Raw genomic sequence first — 19,588 nt, forward strand, 5'->3', positions numbered from 1 at the left:
GGCGCCGCACCGGCTCCCCACCGGTGCGGCGCTCGCGTCGTTCAGCCCCGGGCGCGGCTCTTGGCGGCGGCCAGGGCCTCCCTGACCTCGCGCGCCACGCGGGCCGCGTCGTCCGGGCTGTTCACCACGTCGGTGTGGTTCATGTCGATGACGAGGACCTCGCTGGCCGAGTAGTGCTTGTGCACCCAGTCGTCGTAGCCGGACCACAGCACCCGGTAGTACTCGACGAGGGCCTCGTCCTGCTCGAAGTCACGCCCGCGCAGGCCGATGCGCTTGAGCACCGTCTCGAAGTCCGCCTTGAGGTAGACCATGAGGTCGGGCGCCTTGCGGTACGGCAGGCCGTCGATCTCGCGCATCATCTCGCTCAGCAGCCCCTCGTACACCTGCATCTCCAGGGAGCTGATGCGGCCCAGGTCGTGGTTGACCTTGGCGAAGTACCAGTCCTCGTAGATGGAGCGGTCGAGGACGTTGTCGCCCTGCTTGTACGCCTCCTTGATCGAGGCGAACCGCGTCTGCAGGAAGTAGAGCTGGAGCAGGAAGGGGTAGCGCTTCGCCTGGATCTCCTCGGCGCTCGCCGTGTAGAAGAGCGGCAGGATCGGGTTGTCGTCCACGCTCTCGTAGAAGACCTCACTGCCCAGCTCCTTGGCCAGCAGCTCGGCCACACACGTCTTGCCGATGCCGATCATGCCGCCGACGCAGATCACTGACATACCTCACTTCTCCCTGGGGACTTCTGTTCGCGGGCGGGGGACGGGCTGCCCCCACCACGGGACAGGCGGCCGCGACCAGCACGCCCCCGGAGAACACGAAAGGCCGTCCTCTCGTGAACGAGAGAACGACCTCCGACTGCGTTTCCGCACAGTCGGGACGACAGGATTTGAACCTGCGACCCCTTGACCCCCAGTCAAGTGCGCTACCAAGCTGCGCCACGTCCCGGTGCCCGCCTGACCTGGGGTTTCCCCGGCCGAACGCGCATGAGAACCATACCGCACTTCCCCGGGTGGTCACGAACCAGTTCGACCCTTGACCTCAAGTGCGCTTGAGGTAGCACCGTGTACACCATGACGAACACGACGTACACGCCGTCCGCACCGTCCGCACCTGAGGACGCCGTCCGCGAGCTGCACCGCCTGATGGCCCTGATGACCGGGGACGAGAAGCACTCCACGGCCGCCACCTCCACCCTCGACGCGCTCTGGGTCCTCTACGACCGCGTCCTGCGGGTCTCGCCCGGGACCGTGGACGATCAGGGGCGGGACCGGTTCCTGCTGTCGAAGGGGCACGGACCCATGGCGTACTACGCCGTGCTGGCGGCCAAGGGATTCTTCGGCGAGGAGCTGCTCGGCGGATTCGGGCAGTACGCGTCACGGCTCGGACACCACCCGGACCGGACGCTCGTGCCGGGCGCCGAGATCGGGAGCGGGTCGCTCGGACACGGGCTGCCGCTCGCGGTGGGCAGCGTGCTGGGGCTGCGGGCACAGGGGCTCACCGACCCGCGGGTGTGGGTGCTGATCGGCGACGCCGAGCTCGACGAGGGCAGCAACCACGAGGCCATCGGCTACGCCGGGCCGGCCGGCCTCGACCAGCTGCACACGCTGGTGATCGACAACAGTTCCGCCAGCTACGGCTGGCCCGGCGGCATCGCCTCCCGCTTCGAGGCCGCCGGATGGTCCGCCGAGACCGTGGACGGGCGTGACCACGAAGCCCTGTACGCGGCCTTCACCGCCCCGCACCCCGGCCGGCCGCGCGCCGTCGTCGCCCGCGTGGAGGCGAAGGACGCGTGACGGCCGCGGCGTGACGCCCGACGCGCCTCACGCCCACCGGCCGTCGACCGGCACCCGGCACCCGGCACCCGGCACCCGGCACCCGGGGGCGGCCGTACCCCCTCTACTCCCCTATGCACCCCAAGGAGACCCACCCCATGGACACCATGCGTGATCGCTTCATCGCCACCACCACCCGCCTGCTCGACGAGGACCCCCGGCTCGCGGTCGTACTCGCCGAGATCAGCAAGGACGGGTTCCGGCAGGCCCTGGAGCGGCACCCCGAGCGGGTGCTGAATGTCGGGATCCGCGAGCAGCTGCTCATCGGGGCGGGCGGGGGGATCGCCCTCACCGGGATGCGGCCCCTCATGCACACCTTCGCCAGTTTCCTGGTCGAGCGGCCCTTCGAGCAGCTGAAGCTGGACTTCGGGCACCAGGGCGTGCACGGCGTGCTGGTCAGCGCCGGCGGTTCGTACGACTGGCCGGCCGGCGGGTTCACGCACATGGCGCCGGGCGACGTGGCGCTGATGGACACCCTGGACGGCTGGACCGTGCACGTGCCGGGGCATCCCGACGAGGCGGAGGCCCTGGTGCGGGAGGCCGTGGCGGGCGAGGGGTCGGTGTACGTGCGTCTGTCGGTGCACGCGAACGCTTCGGCGCGGCCGCGCGCCCGGAGCGGCTTCAGCGTGCTGCGCGAGGGCTCGCGGGGTGTCGTCGTCGCGGTCGGGCCGATGCTCGACAACGTGCTGGCGGCGACGGAGGGCCTTGACGTGAGCGTGCTGTACGCGACGACCGTGCGCCCTTTCGACGGGGAGACGCTGCGCCGGGCGGTGGCCGCGGCCCGGGCGGACGTCGTCCTGGTGGAGCCGTATCTCGCGGGGACCTCGACGGCGGCCGCGAACGACGCCCTGGCCGAGGTGCCCCACCGGGTGCTGGGGCTCGGCATCGGGCGCCGGGAGCTGCGCCGGTACGGGACGGTCGAGGAGCATCTGGCCGGTCAGGGCCTCGACCCGGCGGGCCTGCGGGCGCGGATCGCCGGCTTCCTCAGCTGAGCCCGCCGACCTCGGGGTACCGGTCGCGGAGCGTGCGGGTCGCGGCCTGGCGCCAGGAGTCGGCGAGGATCGCCCGCAGCTCCTCCTCGTCGTCGAGGGCGTCGAGCCGGACCCTGATCCAGGCGTATGCGTCGTCGTGCCCCTCGCGCAGGAAGAACTTCTCGGGTTCGGCGGCGATCAGCTCCTCCCGGTCCTCCTTCGGACATTTCACACCCATCACCTGATCGGTGTCGTCCAGCGAGGCGAACATCCGGCCCCCCTGGCCCGCCCGGAAGGTGGGCATGCCCCAGGCCGGCTTCTCCACCGCCTCCGGCAGGGAGAGGGCGATCCTGCGCACCGCGTCGGAACTGGCCATGTTCCGACCGTACGACCTCCCGGCGGTCGAGGGGCGTGGAACGGCGTACGCTCCCGCGCACGCTCCGTCACGCGCTCCCCCTACGCTCAGTGACGCGCTGCCGCGCTCGCGAATGCTTCTGTGCGCCCCTTCCGCGGCGCCCGGAGCTCGCCCCGGAGGCGCGCGGCGCCCACAGGCCTTGCGGTTGCTGGCCTCATGCCCCTCTGGGGCAGTTCCGGAATGCCGCCTCTTTGGTGAAGAAGTGGCGCATGGGGCGATCCGAGGGGCCTCGACGCCATATGCCCACGAAACCTTTGCCGTTGGCATGTGGCAGAAAGATGCCCTCGGGGAATGACCTTCGGGCCGGACTGAGCAGGCCAACATCGCGCACAACACAGTCGGAATCAATCGTCAACCGTTCCGGTTTCGGACAAACTTGGTGGCGATATTGATCCGCCCGAGAAAGATCAACACCATGAAGTGGTCGGCCTGCTCGGGACGGGACCACTGCCGATGCACCACCTGCTCGGACCACTAGACGAGCAGGCGTTTCGCAGGGGAGGGACTCGTATGGACGGCTACTTCAGCAGCCGACTGCATCATCAACTCCGAGAGACGGTGCGGCACTTCGCGGAGAGTGAGGTTCGGCCACGGATACCCGAAATGGAGGCGTCACGCTCGGTCCACCACGAACTGTCCCGGCTGATCGCCGAACAGGGCTGGCTGGGTGCGACTATCAGCCAGGAGTACGGTGGGATGGGCGCAGGCCATCTGGCCAAAACCATCATCATCGAGGAGCTGTCCCGGGTCAGCGGCGCGATGGGCGCCATGGTCCAGGCCTCGCAGCTCGGCACGGCCAAGATCGTGCACTTCGGCAGCGATGAGCAGCGCAAGACCTGGCTTCCGGCCATCGCGGCCGGCGAGTGCCTGCCGACCATCGCGGTCACCGAACCGGAATCCGGGGGTCATGTCCTCGGCATGTCCGCGACCGCGGAACGCGACGGCGACGACTACATCCTCAACGGCAACAAGGTGTACGTCGGCAACAGCCATGTCGGCGACCTCCACGGTGTCGTGGTCAGGACGGGTCCGGGCTCGAAGGGACTCACCGCGTTCCTGGTCGAATCCGATCGTCCGGGGTTCAGGACCGGTCCCCAGCAGCCGGCCATGGGTCTGCACGGGTTCAGTTTCGGCGAGCTCATCTTCGAGAACTGCCGTGTCCCGGCCGCCAACCGGCTCGGCGACGAGGGGGACGGCCTCGCCGTCGCGTACTCCTCAAGCGTCCTCTACGGCAGGGCCAACCTGACGGCCGTGTCGCTCGGCATCCATCAGGCCATCCTGGAGGAGACCACCAAGTTCGCCCTCGAACGGATCCGCTACGGCAATCCACTCTCCGACCTGCCCACCGTCAAGCTCAAGTTGGGCCAGATGCAGTCGCGTCTGATGACGGCCCGGCTCGCCGCCTACCATGCCGTACACATGCTCGACAAGGGCATGTCCTGCGACACCGAGCTGATGAACGCGAAACTGGTCAACGTCGAGTCCGCCCTCGACTCCGGCCGCAACGCCATGGAGATCCACGCCGCCGCGGGCCTCTTCACCGACCGGGCCATCGAGCGGTACCTCCGCGACGCGCACCACATCTTCGCCCCCGCCGGCACCTCCGACATCCAGCTCCTCCGTCTGGCCGAGGTCGCCCTCGGACAGGACAAGGGCAGCTGGTCGGAGCGCCTGTCCGACGTGGTCCGCATGGAACCCGCGGGCTGCTGAAGGAGTCCACCGAAGAAACGTGCCCCGGAGTTTGGCGAAGGAGCCGAACACCGGGGCACCCGTACGAGGTGACGGCGGGTGCCGTCAGATCCTGCCCTCCTCGCGGCGGTGGATCTGCTCCACCAGCTCGGCCGCCATCGCCTTGATCGTCTCCAGGCCGGCCCGCCCCCAGGGGCGTACGTCCGTGTCGACCACGCAGATGGTGCCCAGCGCGACCCCGGTCCGGTCGATCAGCGGCGCGCCCATGTACGAGCGGATGCCGATCTCGTCCACCACCGGGTTGCCCGCGAACCGCGGGTAGTCGCAGACGTCCTCCAGGACCAGGGCCTTGCGGCGCACCACCACGTGCGGGCAGTAGCCGTGGTCGCGGGCCATGAAGCGGCCGACGCCGCTGCCGGCCGCGGCCGCGCCGAGGTCGGAGCCCGAGTGGGTGCCGGCCGGGGTGTGCAGTCCGGCGAAGAACTGCCGGTTCTCGTCGATGAAGTTGACCATCGAGAAGGGCGCGCCGGTCACGTCCGCGAGCCGGCGGGCGAATTCGTCGAAGGCGGGGTCGGGCTGCTCGCCGAGGCCCAGTTCGCGCAGTCGGCGGACCCGGGCGGGCGCCTCGTTGTCGATGGGGGTGAGCAGCATATGACCGGTCGGGTCGTAGGTCATGTCGTGGCTCCGTAGCTCGGCACGGCGGCCGGGATGGTGGTGAGGAGGTGCTGGACGAGGGTCAGCAGGGTCCGGATCCCGGAGCTGGATATCCGGGCGTCGCAGAGCAGGACGGGCACGGTGGGCTTGAGGTCGAGGGCCGACCGCACTTCGTCGGGGTCGTAGCGGTGGGCCCCGTCGAACTCGTTGACGGCCACCACGAACCCGATGCCGCGCCGCTCGAAGAAGTCGACGGCGGAGAAGCACTCCTGGAGGCGGCGGGTGTCGGCGAGGACGACCGCCCCGAGCGCGCCCTCGGACAGCTCGTCCCACATGAACCAGAAGCGCTCCTGGCCGGGGGTGCCGAACAGGTAGAGCACGTTGCGGTCGTCGAGGGTGATCCGCCCGAAGTCCATGGCGACGGTGGTCGTGGTCTTGGACTCCACGCCCTCCAGGCTGTCGGTGGCCGCGCTGATCGAGGTCAGCAGCTCTTCGGTGCTGAGCGGTTCGATCTCGCTCACCGCGCCCACGAACGTGGTCTTGCCCACCCCGAACCCGCCCGCCACCAGGATCTTCAGCGCGGTCGGAAAGGGGTCGGCGGCGAAACTCTCGTGGCGCTCAGAGCCGTTGTCGTAGGCCATCGAGCACTGCCTCCAGCAAGGAACGGTCGGTTGGATTGGCGTGGAAGCGGGGCGCGCGGGCGGTGATCGCCCCGCAGTCCACGAGGTCGGAGAGCAGGACCTTGGTGACGACGGCCGGGAGCCGTAAGTGCGCCGCGATCTCCGCCACCGAGGTGGGTCCGCCGCACAGCCCGAGAGCCAGGCTGTGCTCGGGTCCCATGTGCGGCTGCGGGCTGCTGCCGGTCGCCATCACCATCGACAGCAGGTCGAGCGCGGCGGTCGGCTTGGTCCGGCCACCGCTGACCGTGTACGGACGGATCAGCCGGCCGGCCGCGTCGTCGAGCCAGGGTCCTTCCTGGTGGGACCCCATGGTCACTGTCCCGCACTGCCCGCCGCGCCGGCGGCCTGTCTGGCCGGGGTGACCAGGTAGGGCCGCACGCTCTTGACGAGCATCGCCATCTCGTAGCCGAGGACGGCGGCGTCGGCCTCGCGGCCCGCCAGGACGGCGAGACAGGTTCCGGACCCGGCGGTGGAGACGAAGAGCAGGGTGGAGTCCAGCTCGACCACGACCTGGCGCACCTCGCCGCCGTCGCCGAACCGCGCGCCGGCGCTGCGCCCGAGCGAGTACAGCCCGGAGGCCAGCGCGGCCATGTGGTCGGCCGCGTCGGGGTCGAGGCCGTGGACGGACTTCACCAGGCCGTCGGAGGAGAGCAGTACGGCGTTACGGGTGTACGGGACCCGCTGGACCAGACCGCTCAGCAGCCAGTCGAGATCCGAGGAATGGCCGTTCGGCACATTGCTCGCCATGGTGCATCTACTCCTTGTGCTCGTCGCCTGGACGCAGCGGTTCACGGGGGGCGGGCTGGGATTCTGCGAGTCCGATGCCGCGCTGGAAGGCGGCCATCAGGCCCGGGTCGAGCAGGGCGTGCTCCTCGGGCTTGCGGGCCGCGGGCTCGTCGCGCAGCTGCGGGACGAGGTGTTCCTGGGCGCGCCGCTTGGGGAGGACGGGCCTGCCCGGTGCTCCGGTGCGCGGGGCCGGGGGGACCTCGGGCGTCGGGGCGGGGAAGGCTCCGCCGGGCCGTGCGGGCTCGGCGTGGCTGGGCTGGGGCGGGACTCCGGGCAGGCCGGACCCGGGGTGGGCCGCTTCGGCGTAGGCCGGGAGGGGCGGGATCGGTGCGTGCCCGTACGCCGGGCCCTGCGTCCGCGCCTGTGCCTGTGCTTGTGCTTGTGCCTGCACCGGTACGGGGGCCGGGGCGGGTACGTGGGCGGGTGCGGGCGCGGGGACGACGGGCGCCGTCGGGGCGGGGGCCCGGACGGGGGCGGGGGTGTGGACCGGGGCGGGGGCCGGGGCCGGGGCGACCGCCGGGATCGGGGCGGGCGCGGGGACGGCCTGGACCTGCGGGGCCGCGGCCTGGACCTGCGGGGCGGCGGCCGGAGCCGCGGCGGTGCTGCGGTTCTCGGTGCGGGCGAGGCCCTCGGGGTCGGCACCGAGGAGTCCCTGCGGCAGGACGAGGACGGCCTGGACGCCGCCGTAGATGTTCGACTGGAGCCGGACGGCGATGCCGTGGCGCCGGGCGAGGGCGGAGACCACGAAGAGTCCGATGCGCCCGTCCTGGAGCAGGTGCGCGACGTTGACCTGGTCCGGGTCGGCGAGCAGGGCGTTCATCTTGTTCTGCTCGGTGACCGGCATGCCCAGGCCGCGGTCCTCGACCTCGATGGCGAGGCCTGCGGTGACGTACTGGGCGCGCAACAGGACCGTGGTGTGCGGGGCGGAGAACACGGTGGCGTTCTCGACGAGTTCGGCGAGCAGGTGGATGACGTCGGCCACGGCATGGCCCCGCAGCGTACCGTCGATGGGCGGGACCAGCTTCACCCGCGGGTACTGCTCGACCTCGGCGATGGAGGAGCGCAGCACCTCGGTCATGGTGACCGGGTTGGACCACTGGCGGCGGGAGATGGCGCCGCCGAGGACGGCGAGGTTCTCCGCGTGCCGGCGGATGCGGGTCGCGAGGTGGTCGACGTGGAACAGGCCCTTGAGCAGCTCGGGGTCCTCGACCTCGTTCTCCAGCTCGTCGAGGAGCTGGATCTCGCGGTGGACGAGGGACTGGAGCCGGCGGGCGAGGTTGACGAAGACCTCGACCTTCTGTTCGTTCCCGACGCTGCTGGAGAGCCGGGAGGCCTGCACGACGGCGCTGACGGCGGCTTCGTGAGAGCGCGTCAGCTCGTGGGCGAGCAGGTCGAATTCGTCGCTTGATCCAGTGCCGGCCGGGGGTGTGGTCCGGGGTTCCGGCGTCTCGCCCCTGCGCAACTGTTCGACGACCGTACGCAGTTCGCTCTGGCTGCGGGCGCTGCTGCGGCGCAGTGCGTTGGCCCGGTCGGTGACGGCCTTGGCCGCCCGGTCGGCGCCGAGCGCGGCGGCGGTCACCGAGGCGACCGTGAGCGCGGCGGCTCCGGTGAGCGCGGCCCAGAGGCCCGGCGTGACCTCGGCCCCGGTGGAGCGGATGGTGAAGAGCACGGCGGCCGCGCCGCCGAGCGCGACCGCCACGGCGGGGAGCACGGAGGTGCGCAGGAGTTGGGGTCGTATGCGCGTCTCGGCCGGAGGCTGCGCGGGGGACGGTGCGGAGCCGGTGCCGGCCGGACCGGCGGCGTTGCGGGCGCCCGGCCGGCCGTGGCGCCCGCCCTCGCGGCGTTCGGACCGCGCGGCGGGTGCGCGAAGTTGAGACATGAGTGTCCTTGGTACGTGCCCAGGAATCGGCGTACTACGGGGGGTGCACTACGAGGAGGTGGACTACGTGGGTGTGATGAGCCTACCGATGATCACCAAGCAGCCACTGTAGTGGTCAACCGTTCATGTGCGGTGCGCAGTTGGCAAACTTACCCCGTCGGGGCCCCGAGTCTGCTAGCACCCTGCGCACGATAGGCCGATACCTGTCGGCCGAAACTCGACGGACCGGCATCGGAGGCGGGAACGGAAGAGGGCGGAGGTGTACATACACCTCCGCCCCGCACGGAATTCGCCCGCGACCGGAATCCGATGCGGGGGCGCAGATCAAGGAGTGGGAGCGGCCTCCTGCGCGCTCCGGCCGCTGTCCGCGCGCCGTTCCCCGGCCCCGCCGGCCGCGTCCACGGCGCCCGTGTGCGCGTTCGCGTTCGCGTCGGGCCCTCCGGTGTGGACCCCGGACCGGTCGGCGCCCTCGGGGGCCTCCCAGCCGCCCGCGGGGGCGTGCGCGACCGCCCGCCACCAGGGGGCGTCGGGCAGCGTCGCCGCGCCCGGCTCGAAGGGCTCGCCGGGCCGGGGCAGCGCGAGCCGCTGGCCGGCCTCCGCGCCGGCGGCGACGGTGCCCTCGCCCGGCTCGGCCCACGGGTGCGGGGCGAGGTTGAAGGTGCCCCAGTGGATGGGCAGCATCACGCCGTGCGGGCCGCCGCCCTGGAGGTCGAGGTGGGCGCGCACGCCTTCGGCGGGGGTCATGTGGATGTCGGGCCAGTACTCGGAGTAGGCCCCGATCTGGATCATGGTGACGTCGAAGGGGCCGTGGGCGGCGCCGATGTCCTTGAAGCCGGAGAAGTAGCCGGTGTCGCCGCTGTGGTAGATCCGGTGCCCGGGTCCCTCGACGGTCCAGGAGGCCCACAGGGTGTGCTGCTGGTTGCGCAGGCCCCGGCCGCAGAAGTGGCGGGCGGGGGTCGCGGTCAGCCGCAGGTCGCCGGTCTCGGTGGACTCGTTCCAGTCCAGCTCGCGCAGCCGGGAGGCGGGCACGCCCCAGCGCTCCAGGTGGGCGCCGACGCCCAGCGGCACCGCGAAGAGGGTGTCCGAGCCGGCCAGCGCCTTGATCGTCGGCAGGTCCAGGTGGTCGTAGTGGTCGTGGGAGATCACCACGACGTCGACCGGACCGAGCGCCGCCAGCGGTACGGGCACGGGGTGCAGGCGCTTGGGCCCGGCGAAGGCGAAGGGCGAGCAGCGGTCGCCCCAGACCGGGTCGAAGAGGACCCGGCGGCCGTCGATCTCGGCGAGGACGCTGGAGTGCCCCATCCAGGTGATCCGGAGCCCGGAGGCGGGCGGGCGGGCCAGGTCGGCGACGGTGGTCGGGTGGACGGGGATCGTGCCGGTGGGGGCTCGGCGCGCCCGTGCCTCCTTCTCGAAGTAGATCTTCGCGAACTCGACCGTCGAGCCGGTTGGTCGGTGCCGGGCCTCCTCCGGATTCCGGAAGACGCCGTCCGCGAAGTTCGGGGAACGGCGGATGCGCGCCAGGCGCTCCCCCGTCGGGTCGGCGCCGAAGGCCTCGGGGCGCAGCGCGCGCAGCCGTGCCCGCAGTGAGTGGTCGGGGCCAGTGCCGGTCACAGGACCTCCTGAAAGTCGAGGATCTTTTCATTATGGGCGGACCACGGGGTCCGGCGCCCGGACGATCCGTGATACTGAACGACGATTCAGTAAGACCGGGAGTACCGAGGAGTACGCGGATGAGCACCGCCCCGCTGTTGAGCGTCGGATGGACCGACCACGTGACGGGCCGTCGCGGCCATCTGGTCGTGGACCGGCTGGTGCGCGGGGTGGCCAGCGGCGGCCTGCGGATGCGCGAGGGGTGCACGGCCGAGGAGGTCGCCGGTCTGGCCCGCGGGATGACCATGAAGGAGGCCCTGCACTACGACCCGTCGGCCCGCTATGTGCCGCTGGGCGGCGCCAAGGGCGGCATCGACTGCGATCCGCGGTCCCCCGAGGCGTACGGGGTGCTGGTGCGCTACCTGCGGGCGATGCGTCCGTACATCGAGCGCTTCTGGACCACCGGCGAGGACCTGGGCCTCACCCAGGACCTGGTGGACCGGGCGGCGGCGGAGGCGGGGCTCGTCTCCTCGATCCAGGCGGTGTACCCGCTGCTCGACGACGAGGCGGCGGCCCGGGCGCGCCTCGCCGACGCGTTCGCCCTGGAGGTGGCCGGGATCGGCCTGGACGAGCTGGTCGGCGGCTGCGGCGTGGCCGAGGCGGCCCTGGCGGCCCTCGACCGATCGGGGACGCCCTACGCCGGCGCGCGGGTCTCGGTGCAGGGCTTCGGGACGATGGGCGGGGCCACCGCGCGCTTCCTGGCCGGGGCGGGGCTGCGGGTGGTCGCCGTGGCCGACGTGCGGGGCACGATCGTGAACCCGGACGGCCTGGACGTGGAGGCGCTGCTGGCGGCGCGTGACGCGCACGGGGCGGTGGACCGGGCGGTGCTGCGGCCCGGGGACCGCGAGGAGGCCGGGGACGCGTGGCTGGCGGTGGACGCGGAGGTGCTGGTGCCTGCCGCCGTCTCGTACGCCGTGGACACGGGGAACCAGGAGCGGGTGCGGGCCCGGCTGATCGTCGAGGCCGCCAACATGCCGGTGCGCCCGGAGGCGGAGCGGCTGCTCGCGGCGCGCGGGATCGTCGTCCTGCCGGACGTCGTCGTCAACTCGGGCACGAACGCCTGGTGGTGGTGGACGCTCTTCGGCGATGTGGAGGCGGACGCGGAGGCGGCCTTCGCGCAGGTCAGGCGGGCGATGCGGAAGCTGGTGGGCCGGATGCTCGACCGGGCGGAGGCGGACGGCACGACCCCGCGCGCGGCGGCGCACGCGCTGGTGGAGGAACGGCTGCCGGAGATCGCGCAGCGGTACGGCTGGTACTGACGGGACGGGTGGTGCGGGGCATGGCGCGCGTGAGGCTGGGTGCGGCGGAGCGGCGCGAGGCGCTGCTCCGGGCGGCCGTCGGCCGGATCGAAACCAAGGGCGTGGCGGCGGTCCGCGTCGCGGACGTGGCGGCGGAGCTCGGCGTCAGCAACGCGCTGGTCCTCTACCACTTCGCGACCAAGGAACAGCTGGTCGCGGCGGCCTTCGCGCACGCGGCCGAGGAGGACCTGGCCCGGCTGCGCCGGGTGCTGGGCCGCCGGACCACGGCGGTGCGCCGGCTGCGGGCGGCGGTCCGCTGGTACGCGCCGACCGGCCAGGCCAAGGGCTGGCGCCTGTGGATCGAGGGCTGGGCGGCCTCGCTGCGCGAACCCGCGCTGCGCGAGGTCGCCGGTTCGCTGGACCGGGAGTGGAAGGCCGCCCTGACCCGGGTGATCGCCGAGGGCGCGGCGGCCGGGGAGTTCACCTGCCCCGACCCCGCCGCGGCGGCCTGGCGGCTCACCGCCTTCCTGGACGGCCTGGCGGTCCAGATGACCTCGTACGCGGGCGCACTCCCGCGCGCCACGATGCTGGAGTGGGCGGAGGGGGCGCTCGCCAGGGAGCTGGGGATGACGTCGTTCGAGGGGACGGGGACGGCGGAGGAGACGGAGCAGGCGGAAGAGGCGGAGGGGCCGGCCCGGGACCGCGCCGCGCGCTCCGCGACGGTCCCCGCGACCGGCCCGCAGGCGAGCCCCGCCCCGCCCTCCCGGCCTCAGATCAGCTCGTAGACCGCCGAGACCGTCACGTGCTCCTCGATCTCGCCGGGGGCGAGCGGGACGCTGTCGCCGCCGTCGGCGGGGGCGCTCGGGAGTGCGCCGGGGCTCGGGCGGACGCTGTCGCCCTCGGTGAGTGACACCAGCCGGCCGAGGCGGTGGCCGCTGAGCTCGGCGTGCTGGGCGGCCTTGTCGTGGGCGTCGCGGAAGGCGGCCTCGCGGGCCTTGACGCGCAGCGCGGTCGGGTCGGAGACGTCGAAGGTGACGCCGTTGACGCGGCCCGCGTCCCCGGTGGCGTCGCTGACCGCGCCGACGACCTGCCCGGCCTTGTCGATGTCACGGACCTTCACGGAGAAGCCCTGCCCGGCCTGATAGCCCGTCACCTTGCTCTCGCCCCCGGCGGTCTGGGTGTAGACCGGCGAGAGGGACAGGCTCTCGGTGCGGATGTCCCGGTCGGCGATGCCCTGCTGCTTCAGGGCGTCGAGGAGCGCCTTGGCCGCCGCGCTCTGGGCGGCCATCGCCTCCTTGGCGGTCTTGCGGGTCGCCTCGACGCCGACCGAGACCACGGCGACGTCGGGGGCGGCGGACGCCCGGCCGCTGCCGGTGACCGAGACGGTGGTGGGCGCGGCGGTCCGTACGGCGGTGTGACGGGCCGTCCCCCCGGGTGCGGCGGCGACGGCGGGGGCCGCGGCGCCGAGCAGCACTCCGCCGAGGGCGGCACCGACGGCGAGCGCGCGCACGGTGCGGACGGGGGTGCGGGCGGTCTTGTTTCCGGGGCGACGGGGCGTCATGGGCGGTCCCTTCGGGGATGGTTGTCGGCGCGCACATCCCACCAGCCGCCGCCCCCCACCGGCGCAGCGCCACTCCTTGGGCGCCCGTGTCTTCACCTCTCCGGACCCCTGCCCCGGACGTCGGCGGGCGAGGGCGGGCGGCGGGCGGCCCGAGAGGGGGATGGCATCCCGCCCCCTCGCCTGTCAGTGCCCCTTGGTAGAACTTCTGCCATCAGTCGACCAACGCCGATCAACGCCGTTCGGTGTCCGGAGTACGGGAGCGCTCATGACCATCGGGGTTCACCTGCAGGAGTTCCACGGTCTGCCCGTGTTCGAGTTCCCGGCGCCGGGTGCCGCGGTCGAGCTGCCCGACCCCGCCTCGGTGGCGTGGCGGCTCTCCGCGCCGACGTACGCGGACCCGGGGGACGAGGAGTGGGAGCCGCTGTTCGCGCGCTTCCTGGCGACGGTGGAGACCGCGCGGGTGCGGGCCGTCGTGGTCGGCGGCTGGGAGGAGGCGTACGACACCTCTTCCGCCGAAATCGTGACGGCGCTCATCGGCGCGAACGACCGGCTCACCGGCCTGGAGGCGGTGTTCCTCGGCGACATGACCGGCGAGGACTGCGAGATCTCGTGGATCGTCCAGTCCGACGTCGGCCCGCTGCTCGCCGCCTACCCGGCGCTGCGGGAGCTCGGGGTGCGCGGCGGCAGCGGGCTCGCGTTCCCGCCCCTGCGGCACACCGCGCTGCGCACCCTGGTGCTGGAGACCGGCGGTCTGGGCGCCGAGGTCGTGCGGGGCGTCGCGGCCAGTGAGCTGCCCGCCCTGGAGCGGCTGGAGCTGTGGCTCGGCACCGAGGAGTACGGGGCGGACGCGACGCCCGACGACCTGGCGCCGCTGCTGGCCGGGGACCGGCTGCCCGCGCTGCGGCGGCTCGGGCTGCGCAACAGCCACATCCAGGACGAGGTCGCCGCCGCCGTGGCCGCGGCGCCGGTCGTCGCCCGGCTGGAGGAGCTCGACCTGTCCATGGGCGTGCTCACCGACGAGGGCGCCGAGGCGCTGCTCGCGGGGCAGTCGCTGACCCACCTGCGCCGGCTCGGGCTCGCCCACCACTACCTGTCGGCACAGACCGCCGAGCGGGTGACCGCCGCCCTCGCCCCCCACGGGGTGACGGTCGACCTCGACGACGCCCAGACGCCGGAGGACGACGGCGACGGCACCCGCTACCGGTACGTGGCGGTCGCCGAGTGAGCGGCGCCCCGCCCCTCGCCGTCGTCGGCAACCCGGAGGGCCGCCGTGTGCGGCTCTTCCAGGACGCGGCGCTCGCCGCCGGGCTGCCCCGGCCGCGGGTCGTGCCGTGGCTCGACGTGCTGCGGGGCGGGGCCCGCTTCCACCCCGGGGAGCTGGTGCGGCTCGACTCCCCCGGCGAGGAGCCGGAGGTCGACCGGCTGCTGCGGGACGTGCCGGAGCCGACCCGCGTCGAGGGCACCGGCCGCTGGTACGCGCGCTTCACGGCGGCGGTGCACGGGCTCGCCGCCGAAGCGCGGACGGCCGGCGCCGTCCTGCTCGGCGACCCGGACGAGCTGGCCGTCCTCTTCGACAAGCGGCTCGGGCACGGCCGGCTCCTCGCGGCCGGGGTGCCCGTCCCGCACGCGCCGACCTCGGGCCCGGCCGCCCCGCCCGTACGGGGCTGGGACGACGTGCGCGCGCTGACGGCCGTTCGGGGGATGCGCCGGGTCTTCGTGAAACCGGCGCACGGCTCCTCCGCCTCCGGGGTGCTCGCCCTGGAGACGTCCGCCTCGGGCCGGACGCAGGCCACCACCTCGGTCGAGCTGCACGCGGACGGGCGGCTGCACAACTCGCTGCGGGTGCGCCGCTACACGACCGAGCGCGAGGTCGCGGCCCTCGTGGACGCGCTCGCCCCGGACGGTCTGCACGTCGAGCGCTGGCTGCCCAAGGCCTCGCTCGGCGGACGCTCGGCCGACCTGCGGGTGGTGTGCGTCGACGGCCGGGCCACCCACGCCGTCGTGCGCACCAGCCGCTCCCCGATGACCAATCTGCATCTGGGCGGCGCCCGGGGCGATTTGGACGCGGCGCGGGCCGCGATCGGCGCCGCGGGCGGGCGGTTCGCCGACGCCCTGGACGTGTGCGAGCGGGCCGCCGCGGCCTTCCCCGGCACCCGCTGCGTGGGCGTCGACCTGCTGCCCGCCACCGGCTGGCGCCGCTTCGCGGTGGGCGAGGTCAACGCCTTCGGCGATCTGCTGCCCGGCCTCACCGGTCTGCCGGGGAGCGGGGCCGAGGGCCTGGACACCTACGCGGCGCAGCTCGCCGCCTACCTCCGCACCCCCCGACCGACAGGAACGAGCACGCCGTGACCCCGCCCGCGCTGGACATGAACCGGATCGTCGGCAGCCACGACCTGCTCCTCGTCACCCTGGACACCCTGCGGTACGACGTGGCCGCCGAGCTCGCCGCCGAGGGCCGCATCCCGAACCTGGCCCGCCACCTGCCCGGCGGCGCCTGGGAGCTCCGGCACGCGCCCGGCAGCTTCACCTACGCCTCCCACCAGGCGATCTTCGCCGGTTTCCTGCCCACCCCGGCCTCACCCGGGCCGCACCCGAGGCTCTTCGCCGCGTCCTTCGCCGGCAGCGAGACCACCGCCGACGGCACGTATGTCTTCCACGAGACGCCCGACCTGGTGTCGGCGCTGGCGCACGAGGGGTACCGGACCGTGTGCGTGGGCGGGGTCGGCTTCTTCAACAAGCGGCCACCGCTGGGCACGGTGCTGCCCGGCCTGTTCCAGGAGAGCCACTGGGAGCCCTCGTTCGGGGTCGCCTCGCCGACCTCGTTCGAGTCCCAGGTGGAGCGCGCCGAGGAGGTCGTCGCCGCCCTCCCCCGCGACCGGCGCCTCTTCCTCTTCGTGAACGTGTCCGCCCTGCACCAGCCCAACTGGTTCCACCGGCCGGGCGCGACCCGGGAGGCCGGTGACTCCCGGGCCACCCACGCCGCCGCCCTGGAGTACGTCGACCGGCACATCGGGCGCCTGTTCGCGGCCATGAGCAGCCGCCGGGACTGCTTCGCCGTCGTCTGCTCGGACCACGGCACCGCGTACGGGGACGACGGCTTCACCGGGCACCGGCTCGGCCATGAGAGCGTATGGAATGTGCCGTATGCACACTTCGTCCTGCCTGGCCCGGACAGCATGGAGAACGCCGCATGACCCGCACGACCGAGACGCCGCGTCCGTACCGCAGCTACGTCTACGCCTACCCGCACAAGACCGCGTACCGCCCGCTCCCGGAGCGGCCCCCGCTCGACGTGCTCTGGGCGGACGAGCCGAAGGACGCGCTCTCCCTCTACGCCCACATACCCTTCTGCGAGGTCCGCTGCGGCTTCTGCAACCTCTTCACCCGGATCGGCGCCCCCGACGAGCTGACGACCCGCTACCTCGACGCGCTGGACCGGCAGGCCGTGGCGGTGCGCGAGGCGCTGGGGGACGCGGCGCCGGTGCGGTTCGCCACGGCCGCGTTCGGCGGCGGCACGCCCACCTATCTGTCCGCCGCCGAGCTGGAGCGGCTCTGCGACATCGCCGAGCGGCGGATGGGCGCCGACCTGCGGGCGGTGCCGCTGTCCGTGGAGACCTCCCCGGCCACGGCGACCGCCGACCGGCTCGCGATCCTCGCCGAGCGGGGCGCGACCCGGCTGAGCATCGGCGTGCAGAGCTTCGTCGAGGAGGAGGCCCGGGCCGCCGTGCGCCCGCAGCGCCGCGCCGACGTCGAGGCCGCCCTCGGACGCATCCGGGACACCGGCGTCCCAGTCCTCAACATCGACCTCATCTACGGCATCGACGGCCAGACCGAGGCGTCCTGGCGCCGGTCGCTCGACGCCGCGCTCCAGTGGCGGCCCGAGGAGCTGTACCTCTACCCGCTGTACGTCCGCCCGCTCACCGGCCTCGGCCGGCAGACCGGCGGGCAGGACGCCGACCGGGAGTGGGACGAGCAGCGGCTGCGGCTCTACCGGCACGGCCGGGACCATCTCCTCGCCCGGGGGTACCGGCAGGTGTCGATGCGCATGTTCCGGCGCGCGGACGCGCCCGCGCTCGGCCCCGACGACCACGCCTGCCAGACCGACGGCATGATCGGCCTGGGCTGCGGCGCCCGCTCCTACACCTCGCGGCTGCACTACTCCTTCGACTACGCGGTCGGGATGCGCGAGATCCGCTCGATCATCGACACGTACACGGGGACGGCGGACTTCTCCCGGGCCGAGGTGGGCCGCCCGACCGACCCGGACGAGGCCCGCCGCCGCCATCTGCTGCAGTCGCTGCTCCAGGCCGAGGGCATGCCGACGGCCGACTACACGGCCCGCTTCGGCGCCTCGCCCTTCGCGGACTTCCCGGCCGAGCTGGCCCGCTTCGAGGAGCTGGGCTGGCTGGACGGGGACGCGCCCGACGGGCTGCTCCGGCTCTCCCCGGAGGGCCTCGCGCACTCGGACGGGCTCGGCCCCGAGCTGTTCTCCCCGGCGGTGCGGGCGGCGATGGCCGCGTACGAGGCGAAGTAGCGGGGCCCGGCATGGATCTGACCCTGCTGTACCGGGGCCCGCTGGCCTCCTGCGACTACGACTGCCCGTACTGCCCGTTCGCCAAGCGCCGCGACAGCCGTGCGGCGCTGACGGCCGACCGGGCCGCCCTGGAGCGCTTCGCCGGCTGGGCGGCGGAGCGGCGGGACGACCGGCTGCGCGTCCTGTTCACCCCGTGGGGCGAGGGCCTGGTGCGGTCCTGGTACCGCCGCACGCTGGTCGAGCTGTCCCGGCTGCCGCACGTGGAGCGGGTGGCGATCCAGACCAATCTGAGCTGCCGTACGGAGTGGCTGGACGAGGCCGACCCGGACACGGTGGCCCTGTGGTGCACGTACCACCCGGGCCAGACGCCGTACGAGCGGTTCCTCGGCAAGTGCCACGCGCTCGCGGGGCGCGGCATCCGCTTCAGCGTGGGGATCGTCGGCCTGCCGGAGCACCTGGCCGCCGCGCGCCGGCTGCGCGCCGAGCTGCCGGCCGGCGTCTATCTGTGGGTGAACGCGGCCGAGGGCCACAGCTACACCGACGAGGAGGCCGAGGACTGGACGGTCCTCGACCCTCTCTTCCCGTACAGCCGGCATCCACACCGCTCGGCCGGGCTGCCGTGCCGCACCGGCGAGTCCGTCGTCTCGGTGGACGGCGACGGGACGGTGCGGCGCTGCCACTTCGTCAAGGCCGAGCTGGGCAACCTCTACGACGGCTCGTACCGGGCCGCGCTGCGCCCGCGGCCCTGTCCGCTCGCCGTCTGCGACTGTCACATCGGCTACGTCCACCTGGAGACGCTGCCGCTGTACGACGTGTTCGCCGGCGGCGTCCTGGAGCGGATACCGGCCGGCCTCCCCGTGTCCCCCTCGGACGTCTCCTAGAGAGGCATGAGGTCGGGGCGCTTGGCCTCGACGTGGTCCCCGGAGCTCTCGCCGCGCAGCCGGCGCCCGATCCACGGGACCAGGTACTCCTTCGCCCAGTGGATGTCGTCCTTGCGGACCTCCAGGGTGCCGCGCGGGGGCTGCGGCGGCCAGGCCTGGTCCGGGTCGGCCGGCACCGGAAGGCCGAGGACCTGGGCGGCGCGCAGCGCGACCCGGGTGTGCCCCTCGGCCGACAGGTGGAGCCGGTCGTCGTCCCAGGCGCGCCGGTCCTGGACCGACTTCAGCGACCACAGGTCGAGCACCGGGCAGTCGTAGCGGTCGGCGATGGCCCGGACGTGGGCGGTGTAGGTGGCGATCTTCCCGCGCAGGTGCTTCAGGACGGGCACGTCGCGCGTGTCGAAGCCGGTCGTCACCATGACGGTGCCCACGGCGGAGGTCAGGTCGGCGACCGCGCGCTCGAAGCGCTCGGCCACGTCGTCGGGGTCGGTCCCGGGGCGGATGATGTCGTTGCCGCCGGCGCAGAAGGTCACCAGGTCGGGGGCGAGTTCCTTCGCCCGGGGGACCTGTTCCGCGACGATCTGGTCGAGAAGGCGCCCCCGCACCGCCAGGTTGGCGTAGCGGAAGGCGTCGTTCTCCGGCAGCTGGTCGGCGAGCAGGACCGCGAACCGGTCCGCCCATCCGACGTACGTCCCGTCGGGGCCGGGGTCGCCGACGCCCTCCGTGAAGCTGTCACCGATCGCCGCGTACGACCCGAATGCGTTCTTGTCTCTTGTTCTCGAATCGTCTGCCACGGGAGCACATCTTTCCCTTATGGATGTGACCTACGC

Annotated in this window: 19 protein-coding genes, 1 tRNA gene and 1 pseudogene; 10 read left to right on the forward strand and 11 right to left on the reverse strand. The window is 73.1% G+C overall.

The genetic code is table 11. The annotated features are described in order from the left end of the window. Positions 1-41 precede the first annotated feature (41 nt). Together ACZ3ZE_RS09345 and ACZ3ZE_RS09350 are read right to left on the reverse strand one after the other, a co-directional pair. Entirely contained in the window at positions 42-710 is a 669-nt protein-coding gene (locus tag ACZ3ZE_RS09345; protein ID WP_361178590.1) for a deoxynucleoside kinase, read from the reverse strand. Between the two features lie 152 nt (positions 711-862). After that, a tRNA-Pro gene (locus ACZ3ZE_RS09350) sits at positions 863-936 on the reverse strand. A 125-nt stretch (positions 937-1,061) separates the two neighbouring features. On the opposite strand from ACZ3ZE_RS09350, the gene ACZ3ZE_RS09355 reads away from it, so the two are divergent. Next, the gene (locus ACZ3ZE_RS09355; protein WP_467258206.1) at positions 1,062-1,784 is read left to right on the forward strand and encodes a transketolase; all 723 of its coding nucleotides are present in this window, start codon (positions 1,062-1,064) and stop codon (positions 1,782-1,784) included. Between the two features lie 137 nt (positions 1,785-1,921). Further along, entirely contained in the window at positions 1,922-2,815 is an 894-nt protein-coding gene (locus ACZ3ZE_RS09360) for a transketolase family protein (protein ID WP_363291668.1), read from the forward strand. Here ACZ3ZE_RS09360 and ACZ3ZE_RS09365 read toward each other — a convergent pair. Further along, positions 2,808-3,170, reverse strand: coding sequence for an MmcQ/YjbR family DNA-binding protein (locus tag ACZ3ZE_RS09365; RefSeq protein WP_363291669.1), 363 nt, complete (start codon positions 3,168-3,170; stop codon positions 2,808-2,810). The two genes, ACZ3ZE_RS09360 and ACZ3ZE_RS09365, sit on opposite strands and share 8 nt — an antisense overlap. Before the next feature lie 549 nt (positions 3,171-3,719). Here ACZ3ZE_RS09365 and ACZ3ZE_RS09370 point away from each other — a divergent pair. Continuing rightward, on the forward strand, positions 3,720-4,919 hold the full coding sequence (locus ACZ3ZE_RS09370; protein WP_361178602.1) for an acyl-CoA dehydrogenase family protein: 1,200 nt from the start codon (positions 3,720-3,722) through the stop codon (positions 4,917-4,919). Positions 4,920-5,003: 84 nt separating this feature from the next. Here ACZ3ZE_RS09370 and ACZ3ZE_RS09375 read toward each other — a convergent pair whose 3' ends face one another. The 6 genes from ACZ3ZE_RS09375 to ACZ3ZE_RS09400 form a co-directional block, all read right to left on the reverse strand. Further along, complete coding sequence (locus ACZ3ZE_RS09375; RefSeq protein ID WP_361178604.1) at positions 5,004-5,573, reverse strand: GAF domain-containing protein; 570 nt, start codon at positions 5,571-5,573, stop codon at positions 5,004-5,006. Then, on the reverse strand, positions 5,570-6,193 hold the full coding sequence (locus tag ACZ3ZE_RS09380; protein WP_361178607.1) for a GTP-binding protein: 624 nt from the start codon (positions 6,191-6,193) through the stop codon (positions 5,570-5,572). The genes ACZ3ZE_RS09375 and ACZ3ZE_RS09380 overlap by 4 nt, the downstream gene beginning before the upstream one ends. Continuing rightward, positions 6,171-6,542: a DUF742 domain-containing protein gene (locus ACZ3ZE_RS09385; protein WP_046911061.1), complete on the reverse strand. Its 372-nt coding sequence runs from the start codon at positions 6,540-6,542 to the stop codon at positions 6,171-6,173. The genes ACZ3ZE_RS09380 and ACZ3ZE_RS09385 overlap by 23 nt, the downstream gene beginning before the upstream one ends. A gap of 2 nt (positions 6,543-6,544) precedes the next feature. Further along, the gene (locus ACZ3ZE_RS09390; RefSeq protein ID WP_329426035.1) at positions 6,545-6,979 is read right to left on the reverse strand and encodes a roadblock/LC7 domain-containing protein; all 435 of its coding nucleotides are present in this window, start codon (positions 6,977-6,979) and stop codon (positions 6,545-6,547) included. 7 nt (positions 6,980-6,986) lie between these two features. Continuing rightward, positions 6,987-8,897, reverse strand: a complete 1,911-nt coding sequence (locus ACZ3ZE_RS09395; protein WP_467258209.1) for a sensor histidine kinase — start codon at positions 8,895-8,897, stop codon at positions 6,987-6,989. Between the two features lie 324 nt (positions 8,898-9,221). Continuing rightward, a complete protein-coding gene (locus ACZ3ZE_RS09400; protein WP_467258212.1) occupies positions 9,222-10,508 on the reverse strand; it encodes an MBL fold metallo-hydrolase in 1,287 nt (428 codons plus the stop codon). A gap of 119 nt (positions 10,509-10,627) precedes the next feature. Between ACZ3ZE_RS09400 and ACZ3ZE_RS09405 the strand changes: the two genes are divergently transcribed. Together ACZ3ZE_RS09405 and ACZ3ZE_RS09410 are read left to right on the forward strand one after the other, a co-directional pair. Continuing rightward, positions 10,628-11,806 (forward strand): glutamate dehydrogenase, encoded by a 1,179-nt coding sequence (locus ACZ3ZE_RS09405; protein ID WP_361621557.1) that lies wholly within the window; start codon positions 10,628-10,630, stop codon positions 11,804-11,806. Between the two features lie 20 nt (positions 11,807-11,826). After that, positions 11,827-12,426: pseudogene (locus ACZ3ZE_RS09410) on the forward strand (TetR family transcriptional regulator C-terminal domain-containing protein); the annotation flags it as partial. Between the two features lie 128 nt (positions 12,427-12,554). Here ACZ3ZE_RS09410 and ACZ3ZE_RS09415 read toward each other — a convergent pair. Next, a complete protein-coding gene (locus ACZ3ZE_RS09415; RefSeq protein WP_467258214.1) occupies positions 12,555-13,346 on the reverse strand; it encodes an SIMPL domain-containing protein in 792 nt (263 codons plus the stop codon). Positions 13,347-13,611: 265 nt separating this feature from the next. Between ACZ3ZE_RS09415 and ACZ3ZE_RS09420 the strand changes: the two genes are divergently transcribed. From ACZ3ZE_RS09420 to ACZ3ZE_RS09440, 5 genes are read left to right on the forward strand one after another with little or no spacing between them, the layout of a single operon-like run. Beyond that, positions 13,612-14,571: an STM4015 family protein gene (locus tag ACZ3ZE_RS09420; protein WP_467258217.1), complete on the forward strand. Its 960-nt coding sequence runs from the start codon at positions 13,612-13,614 to the stop codon at positions 14,569-14,571. Next, positions 14,568-15,695, forward strand: a complete 1,128-nt coding sequence (locus ACZ3ZE_RS09425) for an STM4014 family protein (RefSeq protein ID WP_363291674.1) — start codon at positions 14,568-14,570, stop codon at positions 15,693-15,695. The genes ACZ3ZE_RS09420 and ACZ3ZE_RS09425 overlap by 4 nt, the downstream gene beginning before the upstream one ends. A 17-nt stretch (positions 15,696-15,712) precedes the next feature. Next, positions 15,713-16,540, forward strand: a complete 828-nt coding sequence (locus ACZ3ZE_RS09430; RefSeq protein WP_361178656.1) for an STM4013/SEN3800 family hydrolase — start codon at positions 15,713-15,715, stop codon at positions 16,538-16,540. Further along, positions 16,537-17,880 (forward strand): STM4012 family radical SAM protein, encoded by a 1,344-nt coding sequence (locus ACZ3ZE_RS09435; RefSeq protein WP_467258220.1) that lies wholly within the window; start codon positions 16,537-16,539, stop codon positions 17,878-17,880. Before ACZ3ZE_RS09430 ends, ACZ3ZE_RS09435 begins: the two co-directional genes overlap by 4 nt. Before the next feature lie 11 nt (positions 17,881-17,891). After that, positions 17,892-18,761, forward strand: coding sequence for an STM4011 family radical SAM protein (locus tag ACZ3ZE_RS09440; protein WP_363291675.1), 870 nt, complete (start codon positions 17,892-17,894; stop codon positions 18,759-18,761). Here the strand turns inward: ACZ3ZE_RS09440 and ACZ3ZE_RS09445 are convergent. Then, the gene (locus ACZ3ZE_RS09445; RefSeq protein WP_361178628.1) at positions 18,758-19,552 is read right to left on the reverse strand and encodes an SGNH/GDSL hydrolase family protein; all 795 of its coding nucleotides are present in this window, start codon (positions 19,550-19,552) and stop codon (positions 18,758-18,760) included. The two genes, ACZ3ZE_RS09440 and ACZ3ZE_RS09445, sit on opposite strands and share 4 nt — an antisense overlap. Positions 19,553-19,588 lie beyond the last annotated feature (36 nt).

This window comes from Streptomyces sp. NPDC023157, from assembly GCF_055560575.1.

Coding starts and splice junctions, on each gene's coding strand:
- ACZ3ZE_RS09345 (WP_361178590.1), bottom strand. CDS start 710: ATGTCAGTGATCTGCGTCGGCGGCATGATCGGCATCGGCAAGACGTGT.
- ACZ3ZE_RS09355 (WP_467258206.1), top strand. CDS start 1,062: ATGACGAACACGACGTACACGCCGTCCGCACCGTCCGCACCTGAGGAC.
- ACZ3ZE_RS09360 (WP_363291668.1), top strand. CDS start 1,922: ATGGACACCATGCGTGATCGCTTCATCGCCACCACCACCCGCCTGCTC.
- ACZ3ZE_RS09365 (WP_363291669.1), bottom strand. CDS start 3,170: ATGGCCAGTTCCGACGCGGTGCGCAGGATCGCCCTCTCCCTGCCGGAG.
- ACZ3ZE_RS09370 (WP_361178602.1), top strand. CDS start 3,720: ATGGACGGCTACTTCAGCAGCCGACTGCATCATCAACTCCGAGAGACG.
- ACZ3ZE_RS09375 (WP_361178604.1), bottom strand. CDS start 5,573: ATGACCTACGACCCGACCGGTCATATGCTGCTCACCCCCATCGACAAC.
- ACZ3ZE_RS09380 (WP_361178607.1), bottom strand. CDS start 6,193: ATGGCCTACGACAACGGCTCTGAGCGCCACGAGAGTTTCGCCGCCGAC.
- ACZ3ZE_RS09385 (WP_046911061.1), bottom strand. CDS start 6,542: ATGGGGTCCCACCAGGAAGGACCCTGGCTCGACGACGCGGCCGGCCGG.
- ACZ3ZE_RS09390 (WP_329426035.1), bottom strand. CDS start 6,979: ATGGCGAGCAATGTGCCGAACGGCCATTCCTCGGATCTCGACTGGCTG.
- ACZ3ZE_RS09395 (WP_467258209.1), bottom strand. CDS start 8,897: ATGTCTCAACTTCGCGCACCCGCCGCGCGGTCCGAACGCCGCGAGGGC.
- ACZ3ZE_RS09405 (WP_361621557.1), top strand. CDS start 10,628: ATGAGCACCGCCCCGCTGTTGAGCGTCGGATGGACCGACCACGTGACG.
- ACZ3ZE_RS09415 (WP_467258214.1), bottom strand. CDS start 13,346: ATGACGCCCCGTCGCCCCGGAAACAAGACCGCCCGCACCCCCGTCCGC.
- ACZ3ZE_RS09420 (WP_467258217.1), top strand. CDS start 13,612: ATGACCATCGGGGTTCACCTGCAGGAGTTCCACGGTCTGCCCGTGTTC.
- ACZ3ZE_RS09430 (WP_361178656.1), top strand. CDS start 15,713: ATGAACCGGATCGTCGGCAGCCACGACCTGCTCCTCGTCACCCTGGAC.
- ACZ3ZE_RS09435 (WP_467258220.1), top strand. CDS start 16,537: ATGACCCGCACGACCGAGACGCCGCGTCCGTACCGCAGCTACGTCTAC.
- ACZ3ZE_RS09440 (WP_363291675.1), top strand. CDS start 17,892: ATGGATCTGACCCTGCTGTACCGGGGCCCGCTGGCCTCCTGCGACTAC.